This is a genomic window from Pseudanabaena biceps PCC 7429, from assembly GCF_000332215.1.
GTDB classification, from domain to species: Bacteria; Cyanobacteriota; Cyanobacteriia; order Pseudanabaenales; family Pseudanabaenaceae; genus Pseudanabaena; species Pseudanabaena biceps.
Genome location: NZ_ALWB01000180.1, coordinates 1 through 10870, shown reverse-complemented (window position 1 = coordinate 10870; position 10870 = coordinate 1). Strand labels below are relative to the sequence as shown.

The following is a 10870-nucleotide window of genomic DNA, read 5'->3' as shown; positions in this document are numbered from 1 at the left end:
GCCCAGTTATACCAATTCCCAAAAGTGTAGCTACACTTTTGGGAATTAAAAACCAAACCCAATAAGGGTTTTAAAATCACAAAATGGCGTAGCCATTTTGTGATTTGGTATTACTTACAGCTCTTTGTTGTTGTCGCAATCCTAAATAATGTGAGTTCGGGATAATTTGAAACCCTCTCTCAAAGCTCAAGAGTAAAAGCCTTGCTTAGCAAGGCTTTTACTCTTGAGCTTTTAAAATTTAAAATTTGCCAGCTTAACCCGAACTGACGTTAAATAAATTGTGAGTTATGACTAAAGTACCATCCGCAGGATGTGCAACGTAATTGCTGTCATGCATCCTCAAAATAGAAAAATAGAGGTTTTTCGTTGTTCCCAGTAAATTGAGATAGGCGCAATTAAATATAAAACCCAAGATAGCGTGCGCTATAGCTCTTGACTCTGGTTTCTAATTATGACTAGCTACTTAAAAGCGCCAAACTAAGTAGTTCAGCATAAATAATTAAAAAACAAAACCAGAGAGCGTACTGCCCGCGTAGCGGGCGGTACGCTCTTAGCTACTTAATCCCAATTAAAAGCCCAATTAAAATTTTAAGGACAATAGCCTATGCTCTCGATCAATGCGATCGCCCAAGGTCTACCGCGAAGTATGACCTTGCTTGCCACTGCCGAAGCAGAGAATGCTCCCATAATTTTGTCGGGAGTATTACTGACCCTTGTGATTATTTATTTTGCCAGTAAGGTTGGCAGTGAAATTGCCAAACGCTTAGACTTACCGCCTGTTTTGGGGGAATTGGTGGCTGGGGTACTTGTGGGCGTGTCGGTTTTACGGCTAGTGATTTTCCCCGAAGGTGGGCTTACGGCGGCAGACTCGCTGGTTATGTCCGCACTACAGGCGCTTAACCCGCTCACTCCCGCAGCCATCGATCGCATCTTCATATCTCAAAGTGAAGTGATTTCCGTTCTCGCCGAGCTAGGAGTAATTATTCTGCTATTTGAAATCGGTTTAGAGTCGGATTTGCGGCAACTCAAAGAAGTCGGGGTACAGGCGATCGCCGTTGCCTTTGTTGGCGTAGCAGTTCCCTTTGCCGCAGGGACAGCAGGGCTAATGTATTTTTTTCATGTGGCGGCGATTCCTGCCATTTTTGCTGGTGCAGCGCTAACTGCTACTAGCATCGGGATCACTTCTAAGGTATTGGCGGAACTAGGGCAACTAAAATCTAAGGAAGGACAAATTATCGTCGGAGCCGCAGTCATCGATGACGTTCTGGGCATCATTGTTTTGGCTGTAGTCGCCAGTTTAGCGAAGACAGGGGAGGTGGATATTCAAAAAGTGTCGATCCTGTTAGTGAGTGCGATCGCTTTTCTATTTGGTTCGGTTCTTTTAGGGGGATTTTTTAATAAGACCTTTATTACCCTCGTTGACAAGCTCAAAACAAGGGGAAATATTGTAATTCCCGCCTTTATCTTTGCCTATTTCATGGCATTTCTCGGTAATGCCATTCACTTAGAGGCAATCTTAGGAGCCTTTGCCGCAGGGCTGGTATTAGATGAAACGGACGCGCGCAATGAATTAGATGAATTGATCAAACCTGTAGCCGACTTATTAGTACCTATTTTCTTTGTAACTGTAGGGGCTAGAGCCGATCTCAGCGTTCTCAATCCCATGATCCCCGAAAATCGCAGCGGTTTATTTATTGCCATTTTTCTATTGTTAGTGGCGATCGCGGGCAAGATCGTCACAGGCTGGGTTGTATTTGGACAGGAGAATATTAATCGATTGGCGATCGGGATTGGGATGGTTCCCCGTGGGGAAGTGGGGCTAGTATTTGCAGGAATTGGTACGGCTAGTGGTGCAATTAATAAACCCTTGGAAGTAGCCATCATCATTATGGTGATTCTGACTACGTTCCTCGCACCGCCATTTCTGCGGATTGCCTTTGGTAAAACCGCCCAAAATGATGCCGAAGGATAGCAGTCTTGTAAAATAGTGTTGCCGCACAGAGCGCGCCAACATTATTTTACTTTACCCTTGTGGTACTGCGCTGTAGCTGCCGATCGCAGATCTCCTGACTCATGGCAGGCTCAAGACAAGCCATGCCTTGGCAAACCATGGCGATCGCTTGAGGATTGGGTAAATTTTTATCGATACGCTTCATGACCGCAGGTAGATATTGGCGATCGAGATAGGCATATTGCTCTGGATTTGTCCTCACTAATGTATGGTTGCGAAACCAATCAAAGGCAACCAGTAAACTAGGACATGCTACGGGGCTATTGGTAATCACATGTCCAAAGCGTTTGAGTGCTAACTCAGCCCGATCGAGATAGTCTAATTTTTCGGTTAGGCTGGCAATACGGACTAAATTCGCGATCGCAATGCCATTAGGGGAAGGAGTTGCATTATCTTGATAATTGCGTTCTCGCAACAGCAAATGCTGACTCGATTCGCTCGTAGTATTGAAATAGCCGCCAGAAAGCACATCCCAGAAGTCGCGATCGAACTCAGCTTGGATGGCGATCGCCTGTTGTAAATAAAAATTTGCCTCTTCGGGAATGGCTTGATGCAGATCTAGCAGAGCCTTGATCAGCAGCGCATAGTCTTCTGACTGTGCTGCTACCGTCGCTTGCCCTTCATAATTGATTCTTTGCAAGAGTCCTTCTATCCATTGGTTCTCTAGAATAAATTTCGCCGCATTAACTGCAAGTTGTTTGTAAATTGGCTTTTGGAAAGCGCGATAGGCAGTCACCAAACCTGAAATCATCATTGAGTTCCAAGCTACGATCGCCTTAGTATCGGTTATGGGAGGAACTCGCCCTTCCCAATCAATTTCGCGAATATCCACTTGACTTCGCGCGACGGGGAAAGCATCCGTAGGACGGGAATATTCACCATAGCGCAGACGAAATAGCTTGGTTAAGCAGGCTTCTACCTCTGGCGATAGTTCTCCATGATGTTTCCGTTGCAAAACATTCGTTTCTTCAAAGTTACCAGCCACCGAAATCGTAAATTCCTGAATTAAGGTTTCGAGTTCGGTAGTACTAAATATCTTCTTCAGTTCGGGATAGCTCCACACCCAAAACTTGCCCTCCTTTCCTTCACTATCAGCATCTTGAGAAGCATAGAAGCAGCCTTCCTCGGCTAGCATCTCACGTTGCAGCCATGTAGCTGTTAATTCACAACTACGGGCGATCGCAGGTTCCTTTAATCCTGAGAGCCAGAGATTCGCCACATACTCCATAATCAATCCATTGTCATAGAGCATCTTCTCAAAATGGGGTACTGTCCAAGTGTGATCGACGGTATATCGATGCCATCCTCCCGCCACATGATCGAAAATTCCACCTAGGACTAGATCTAGTCCCCGTTGGCGAGCCTTATTCTTCAGCGTCACTTCTTCAGGTTCAAACCGACTTGCCATCAATAGGAAGTTAGCATAGGGAATCATCGGAAAACAAGTACCATAATCCCGATTGGTAACTACTTCGGCACATTTAGCAATCCCATGGGCTAACACCTCATCACTGATGATGGGGACGGGAATGAGTTTATTGACTTGATGGAGATTGCGAACGATCTGATCTTTATATTCTTGAATGTCATGATTGCGTTCGTAATAAATTTCCAGAATTGATTGAAGTACCCTCAAAAAACCAGGTCTACCATAGCGCGGCTCGATCGGAAAGTATGTCCCCCCATAAAAGGGAACTAGATCGTCGGGAGCTAAAAATAAATTTAGCGGCCAGCCGCCACTTTCTCCCATAATTTGGACGGCTTGCATGTAGATGCTATCTAAGTCGGGACGTTCTTCCCGATCGACCTTGATCGCCACAAAGCGATCGTTCATGTAATCTGCAATTACGGTATCTGAAAAAGCTTCATGCTCCATCACCGTGCACCAATGGCAGCTAGAGTAGCCTATGGACAGAAAAATTGGTTTATTGTCGGCTCGCGCCTTTTCTAGGGCTTCATCCCCCCAAGGATACCAATCGATCGGATTATCAGCGTGTTTGCGAAGATAGAGGCTTTGCGATTGCGCGAGACGATTGGGCATAGGGCAAAATGGAAAGCGAAAATAGGTAAAGGTAGTTTAACCAGTCTAACTCTTTGTTTCGCAAATTATAGCTATAGTCGCTTGACTTAGGACAAATCAAACCCCAAGAATTGACTGGCGGCGCGAAGCGCCGCCAGTCAATTCTTGGGGTTTATGTATAGCTATAGTCAGTAATATTAGGACAAAAATCGAACCCAATAGAGGGTTGCGGCGCTTTGCGCCGCAACCCTCTATTGGGTTCGTCCTGACTTACAGAAATTTTTGGCAATTACTTGCCGCTCTGCCCATGGAGCCATGCTTTGAGGTGATTGGGTACGGTTGTGAAATGGACGTAAATGTAATGAGTCGGGGGCGATCGCTGTTCGGGAATAGCACCGATGGTGAGTTTGTTTTCTAATATTAAGTTTCCAGTTACTAAGCTTCCAGTTACTGAGCTTTCAGTCATTGATTCAGAGAGTCCCTGTGCTAAGAGCGTCTTGGGATTTGGTGCTTGATGCTTTAAAACCTTGGCATAAATTTCCCCTTCAATGGCGATCGCCTCTCCCTCTTGTTCATTAATCTTAAGATGAATTTTCAGATTACTTAAAATAGGAACATCCTGATCGGAGAAAATCTCTGCCCCATAGGGAGAAAGTCGCCGCAGTTCGCCCTCAAAAATATCTGTACCTAAATGCTTCTCTTCTAAAATACGATAGGTAATGGGAATAGGTGTGGGTAATACTTGGAGGGAGGCACTAAGAGAAGGAAGTTCTAGGTTATATTTCCCATTAATCCCCGCAATATCGTAGATGGATATGGGTTGTGAAGTTCCTTTGGGCTCGACTTCCATCGAGCCATTGATTTTAACGATGTCCTGCACCTCATGATAGGTGGTCTCCGAAATCAAAATCTGTCCGCCCACGGTATAGGACTCAATTCGAGCCGTGAGATTGACGTGATTGCCAACTACGGCATATTTAGCACGGGATTGCGAGCCAATATTCCCAGCGACCACTTCCCCCGTATTAATGCCAATACCCATTGCAATTTCAGGCAATTGCATCTGCGTCAGTTTGTCGTTCACCGATCGCATTGCCAACTGCATAGCGATCGCACTTGCCACGGCGCGCGCCGCATCATCTTCACGATGGATTGGCGCACCAAATAACACCAAAATCGCATCGCCAATAAATTCATCAATTGTGCCTTCATAGGGTGCGATCGCCTCGGTCATCGTACCGAGAAAGACATTCAAAATTTCCACCACTTTTTCAGGGGGCAATTTCTCGGAAATGGTGGAAAAGCCCCGCAGATCGCACATGAGGATTGTCACTTTGCGGCGATCGCCACCTAGTTTCAGCCCTTCAGGAGTTTCTAATAAACTTTTTACGACGGCATCGGTTAGGTAGCGACTGAAGTAAGTGCGAATTTGGGCCGCCGTAATCGCTAAATAACTAGTGACGATCGTGCCACCGCCAAAAAAGGCGATCGCCGCAGGTACGAAGGGGAGCCACCAGCCATAGTTAAAGGCGATTATACAGAAGCCGATTAAACTTCCCGCCAGTAGTAGCACGCTCAGAGAGCGCATCACCAAGATCTGAATTTCTCGATCCTTAACCCTGACATTACGCCATTGCCAGATCAGGGTCGAACCAGCTAGTGACCATCCAAAAATCCACAACCATTCCCAAGGTTTATCCCAAGTCTGAATTCTTGGTCTGCCATCAAGGGTACTGCCGAGGATATGGCTGACAATCTGAGCGTGAACTTCTATGCCCGAAGTCTGAATTCGGCTGCTGCCAATACCATTATCGAGGGGCGTAAAGAATAAATCCTTTAAACTAACCGCTGTCGTTCCAATCATCACTACGCGATCGCTCAATAGATCGGGTGGTATTCGGTCTTCCAACACATCCGTCATACTGACAAATCGAAAACCATGCCGCGATTGGCGAAAATTAATGATGAATTGATGCCCACCTACATCGGCATGGCTGTAACCACCATCATTGCTTTTGAGGCGTGGTGGGGTCAAAGCTTGCTCAAAGGGAACCGATTTTTCCCCATCTAGGTAAAGCAAGGCTAGCTGTAGACCAAAGCTAGGGGTAGTTGTGCCGTCAGGAAGTCGGAGCGCGAGCAAACCCCTACGAATACGTCCATCAGCATCAACGGGAAGATTGATTGCCCCAAGGCGATCGGTGCCTGCCAAAGCAGGGGGAGGATTGATATCGGAACTCGATACAGCATAATTTGCATCCATTAGATCGGCTTTTTTGATGGCAGCAATCAAGGTCGGAGTAGTTTTAAATAGTTCCTCTAATTGGGCATAACCTTCGCCTACGGGAAAATCGCGAGCCAGATCTAAACCGATGGCACGGGGCTTTTGTTGGCGGACTTTATTCAGGAATTTGGCGAGTAAGGCATCGTCGATCGGCCATTTTTTATATTGGCGCAGATCGGTTTCATCGATGCCAATAATCACAATGCGCTTGTCTTCAGGCTCAAGCGATCGCCACCGACAGAACTGATCGAACAGACTAAGTTCTAATGGTTCTAAAGCACCTATCAATCGCAGTCCGATCGCGATCATTGAAATTGTGGGAGCAGCGATCGCGATGCCACGCCATTTCCATAAAATACTTTTCAAAATACTTCTCAAAGTAGGTTCTCGCTGAGGTAATACCAATTCACAAAAGTGTGACAACACTTTTGTGAATTAAAAACTAAACCTAGTAAGGGTTTTCAAGTTAAGAAATGGCTTAGCCATTTCTTAACTTGGTATAAGACCGCCATAGCCTTAGAAACCATTTAAGAATTACTTTCTGTGGTCAAAAACTCTAAGAGATCCCTCTCAATCCCCCTTAAAAAAGGGGAAGAATTTAATTCTCCCCCCTTTTTAAGGGGGGCTGGGGGGATCTATCCAATTCTTAAATGGTTTCTTAAACTTAGTGACTATTAAACAGGCGATCGCTTTTTATTATCAATATCTTCAAGAGCAAAAGCGCGATCCTGCTTTCCTGTTAAAGCGAAGTGGTTTTATCGGCTGTGGTGATGGCGATCGCAATTTGTCCACTAACTATAAGGCAACTTTGAAAACGATTTTAGGTGCAAAGCGATTAGTGTCAAGCTTTAGCGATCGCTTCTAATTGACGAACATTACTTGGCTCTGGAGTGACCAATGCGAGTTTGACAGGTAGCAGTTTGTCTTTAGTGTAGATGCGCCAAACTGAGCTATCGATTAGTTCTAAGACGATTTCGCAAGGTTCATCTAGATCTACGTTTGGTTCTAAAGATGGAATTTTAGATACTTCTTGACAACCAACGATGACGGTATTAATTACTTGATCGAATTTTTGGGCTAATTGAAATAGCATCTGCCAACTCAAGATTAATCCTTGGGGTAGGAATTTGATGTTTGCTTCTAAATCGAGGATGCCTCTTTCCCAAATCGTGCTGATGTCGCCGATCGCTTCGAGATCTAAAATTGACCAGACAAGTTGTTGTTTGTCTTGTGCAATCAGGTTTAATAGGTCAATCAGTTCAATGGTTGATGTGCCTTGGCTATCCTGATATTTGATTTCAATTACATTAGACATTTTTATTTTCCTGAAAAGCTATAGTGGAGTGGTTCGGTGGACTGTTGCTTTCCTATAAATAACCATCACCAAATCAAAGAACATTCATAATTTTTAAAAACTGAGTCTCGGCTAATTAACGTTGCATTTTCAACTTTAGACTGAGCTATGAGAATTCTATCAAAGGGATCTTTATGGTGTAGTGGTAAGGTTTTTAATTCTAGAATATGAGGAAGCGTTACAGATATTAGGCTGATATTATTTTGCTCCTGCTGAATCTTTAGCATGAGTTCTAGATCGTCTCTAAGAGTAAGTTTTCCTAATTGAATTTTGATTTGCATTTCCCATAGACTGACCACGCTAAGAATTACTTCATTGTCGGGATCTTGAAGTAAGGTCAGGGTATTTTTAGGAATATATTCTGGGTCGCTATGCCACCACATAAAAGTGTGGGTATCTAGTAATAATTTCATGTTTCTCCGAGCCAGAATTCGTCGGGTAATGGATCGTCAAAGTCAGCCGTAAATATACAAGCTCCTAAACCTAGTCCTGCTTGCCGTAAGCGTTTGGATGACGAGTCTTGAGGCTTTTGATTGATTTTTATTTCTACCCATTGCAATAATTGTGTAGCTAGTTGAATTTGCTCTTGAAGGTCTAAGTTCTTAGCTTCATTTAAGAGTTCTTTTAATGGCATATAATCGTCTCCCTTGCAAGATTTCATGTTGCCGATGCAATTATTTTAGCGCGATCGCCTATTTTTTTCCTTTTGCCTTTTTACTTTTTACTTGGCAACAGCATCGTTGATTCGATTTCTTCGCGGACTTGTTTGCTGACGTAGCTGCGGTTCATGCACTCGACAAGGAGGAGATTGGCTGCGTAATATTGATTGAGAAGTTCCGCTTGCTCGTTAGTAAATTGCCAATTGTGACCGATATTGCGGCGATCAATACACACTTGGCGAAGCTGTTGATTCCAAATATATCCATTAATTTGCCACCATTGAGAAAACTTTTTTCGATTTTCTTCTATATCTGGTAATTGATCACTGAGCAATTGTAAAGAATGTATCAATATATCATCATCATTCATATCAACAGCACAGTTGAAGGCACGTTCAAAGTCCAGTTCAGGCTCTCCTAAGTGTATTTCATGCTCCAAATCTCGGTCGATAGCTAAAGTAAGATCGAAATCTAGATCCATTTCCAGTTGCCTTGCTGATTCAAGATTAGGATCGAGAGAATAAGTAAGAGATTTACATTGGTTTGTAGCAGCATCAAAATCAATGTCCCACAATCTATGATCAACAGCATATGAGTAAACCACGATATAATTGTAAAAAGCTCTCACAGCAGCAGTTATATTTGCTGTATTCACTGAATCTGCTTTTTGACTAGCCCAAAGCAAAAATGCTTGTAAATTCTTATCTCTTGCTAATAGATCATCGATTTGTATCTTCATCATCTTCACAAAATCATCTGATCGCCTCAACATTTCCGCAGTCAATAAAAATACCTCCTTCCATCGAGGATCGGTAATATGTTGCATCAATATTTCAAAATGCCTTTCTCGTTCAATTTCTCGCGCTGCAAAATATTCCTGAAAAGTCAAGTGAGAAAAAGAATAGATATTTCTCGCTCTCTCCACTAACAACCCATGATGATGCTCGATTGCCTTTAGCACCACCTCACTGTCCAGCCGCAACGCCTCAGAATCGGCGGAAGCTTCAGGGAGATTGCAGATATAGTCCTTAATATGGCGTTGCAAATCCTCTTGCCGAAAGAAATATTCACCATTCACAAAGGTATTAAAAGCAATCTGTCCCAGCATATCCTCCTTATTTTGCGGTGAAAGATGCTGATAAATCATCTCCCGTTCAATATTCCGCTTCGCATCCCACTTTTTCATCAATACTTCCAAACCTTCTTTATACAATTCTGATCGCTTTGGCGGGAAGTCGTTGCCCTCTCCAAATACCCAACACAACAGCGTCAGTAACAAAGGATTTGTGGCTAATTCCTTGACAGATTCGTTATCCTCCAATCTTTCTAACATCCGTTCCGCCTTTGACGCATCCCTCTCCCGAAACCAATTATTCACGAAGGTTTCAATCTGCCCATCATCAAAATCCGCAACTTCAACTTCTGTAAACTTCTCAAACTGATATTCTCGCGCCGCAATCCGACAGGTAATTGCAAACCGATTTTTTAGCCAATCCCTCGAAAATTGATCAATATCCTGCTTAACCCGCCGATCATCTTCTTTCTTCACCTCATCCAATCCATCCAATAGGATCAACGCCTTACCGTTATCTAGTAACTGTTTCGCTACATCCTGCGATACCTTGCGCTTTTCAAATTCCGTCAAAATGTAATTTTCTAGCGATGGCTGTCTCCTCTCCTCTGCATAAGCCTTCAGCGTCACAAAAATCGGTACAAGTTCCCCATGAAACCGATTGCCGAGACAAGACATCGCCAAATATTTCATAAACGTGGTTTTTCCTGCCCCCGGTTTACCCAACACCACCAGCTTTTGAAATTCTTCAACCGCCTCAAAACCTGCCACCCGTTCTTTAATCGTCCCCACTAAAAAGCGATCAAAATGCTCACGGGTACATACCTCCATCACCTCGTCATAGCCAATCCGCCGCCGCCCAGTCACTTCCTTAATGATATTCACATCGGTATAAATCCGATCCAGATCGACAGGTTGCGTCATATCCAACACCCGCATCGTCCCACAGCGATCAGTCACATCCGCCGCGATTTTTTGCTTCACCTCTTGGACTAACAAATCGAGATTGTGATCAGGTTGAAGATCAGCTTTCACATTCTGTTTTTTCGCCTCAGCATCTAACCATTTTCGCAACCTAATCGCCTTTGCCCCAGCACCTCCAATACTAAATTTTGCATAAATTCCAGTCTTGCGATTGCGGATTGCCTCAGCCGTGACGTGTAGTTGTTCCGATATCTCGCGATCATCCTTACCATTGCCCCACCAAAGCAAAAATACTTCCTCTTGTTCAGGTGACAACTCGTACTTACGAGCCAAATCAGTTAACTGGAGTTTAGACTAAAAAAGGAAAAAAAGGCAGAGTAAAAGAGATACAAACTGCCTAAAGTAGAAGAAAAAGAAAAAGCACATCTACAGTCATGATTATTGATAAACTACAGAACTTTCGTCAACAGGCATATAATTTTTTAGGAAATGGAAGAGATGCAATATTTGACTTAATGGATGCAGTGTTAACCAGTCCAAGCGTGAAAT

The 10870-nt window shown here is 43.8% G+C and carries 8 protein-coding genes; 2 read left to right on the top strand and 6 right to left on the bottom strand.

Annotation, left to right across the window (positions count from 1 at the left end):
- Positions 1 to 604 precede the first annotated feature (604 nt).
- On the top strand, positions 605 to 1972 hold the full coding sequence (locus tag PSE7429_RS17240; RefSeq protein WP_009628574.1) for a cation:proton antiporter: 1368 nt from the start codon (positions 605 to 607) through the stop codon (positions 1970 to 1972).
- Positions 1973 to 2018: 46 nt separating this feature from the next.
- Here the strand turns inward: PSE7429_RS17240 and PSE7429_RS17235 are convergent, their stop codons facing one another.
- Together PSE7429_RS17235 and PSE7429_RS17230 are read right to left on the bottom strand one after the other, a co-directional pair.
- Complete coding sequence (locus PSE7429_RS17235; protein ID WP_009628573.1) at positions 2019 to 4052, bottom strand: thioredoxin domain-containing protein; 2034 nt, start codon at positions 4050 to 4052, stop codon at positions 2019 to 2021.
- A 268-nt stretch (positions 4053 to 4320) separates the two neighbouring features.
- Entirely contained in the window at positions 4321 to 6678 is a 2358-nt protein-coding gene (locus PSE7429_RS17230) for a CHASE2 domain-containing protein (RefSeq protein ID WP_100228974.1), read from the bottom strand.
- Between the two features lie 301 nt (positions 6679 to 6979).
- On the opposite strand from PSE7429_RS17230, the gene PSE7429_RS17225 reads away from it, so the two are divergent.
- The gene (locus tag PSE7429_RS17225) at positions 6980 to 7177 is read left to right on the top strand and encodes a hypothetical protein (RefSeq protein ID WP_052017739.1); all 198 of its coding nucleotides are present in this window, start codon (positions 6980 to 6982) and stop codon (positions 7175 to 7177) included.
- Here PSE7429_RS17225 and PSE7429_RS17220 read toward each other — a convergent pair.
- The 4 genes from PSE7429_RS17220 to PSE7429_RS17205 all read right to left on the bottom strand — a co-directional run bounded on the left by PSE7429_RS17220 (position 7154) and on the right by PSE7429_RS17205 (position 10654).
- On the bottom strand, positions 7154 to 7627 hold the full coding sequence (locus PSE7429_RS17220; protein WP_009628571.1) for a hypothetical protein: 474 nt from the start codon (positions 7625 to 7627) through the stop codon (positions 7154 to 7156). The two genes, PSE7429_RS17225 and PSE7429_RS17220, sit on opposite strands and share 24 nt — an antisense overlap.
- A 65-nt stretch (positions 7628 to 7692) precedes the next feature.
- On the bottom strand, positions 7693 to 8079 hold the full coding sequence (locus PSE7429_RS17215) for a type II toxin-antitoxin system VapC family toxin (protein WP_009628570.1): 387 nt from the start codon (positions 8077 to 8079) through the stop codon (positions 7693 to 7695).
- A complete protein-coding gene (locus PSE7429_RS17210; protein WP_009628569.1) occupies positions 8076 to 8300 on the bottom strand; it encodes a hypothetical protein in 225 nt (74 codons plus the stop codon). The genes PSE7429_RS17215 and PSE7429_RS17210 overlap by 4 nt, the downstream gene beginning before the upstream one ends.
- Positions 8301 to 8380: 80 nt before the next feature.
- Positions 8381 to 10654 (bottom strand): NACHT C-terminal helical domain 2-containing protein, encoded by a 2274-nt coding sequence (locus PSE7429_RS17205; RefSeq protein WP_009628568.1) that lies wholly within the window; start codon positions 10652 to 10654, stop codon positions 8381 to 8383.
- Between the last annotated feature and the right edge of the window lie 216 nt (positions 10655 to 10870).

Coding starts and splice junctions, on each gene's coding strand:
- PSE7429_RS17240 (WP_009628574.1), top strand. CDS start 605: ATGCTCTCGATCAATGCGATCGCCCAAGGTCTACCGCGAAGTATGACC.
- PSE7429_RS17220 (WP_009628571.1), bottom strand. CDS start 7,627: ATGTCTAATGTAATTGAAATCAAATATCAGGATAGCCAAGGCACATCA.
- PSE7429_RS17210 (WP_009628569.1), bottom strand. CDS start 8,300: ATGCCATTAAAAGAACTCTTAAATGAAGCTAAGAACTTAGACCTTCAA.
- PSE7429_RS17235 (WP_009628573.1), bottom strand. CDS start 4,052: ATGCCCAATCGTCTCGCGCAATCGCAAAGCCTCTATCTTCGCAAACAC.
- PSE7429_RS17215 (WP_009628570.1), bottom strand. CDS start 8,079: ATGAAATTATTACTAGATACCCACACTTTTATGTGGTGGCATAGCGAC.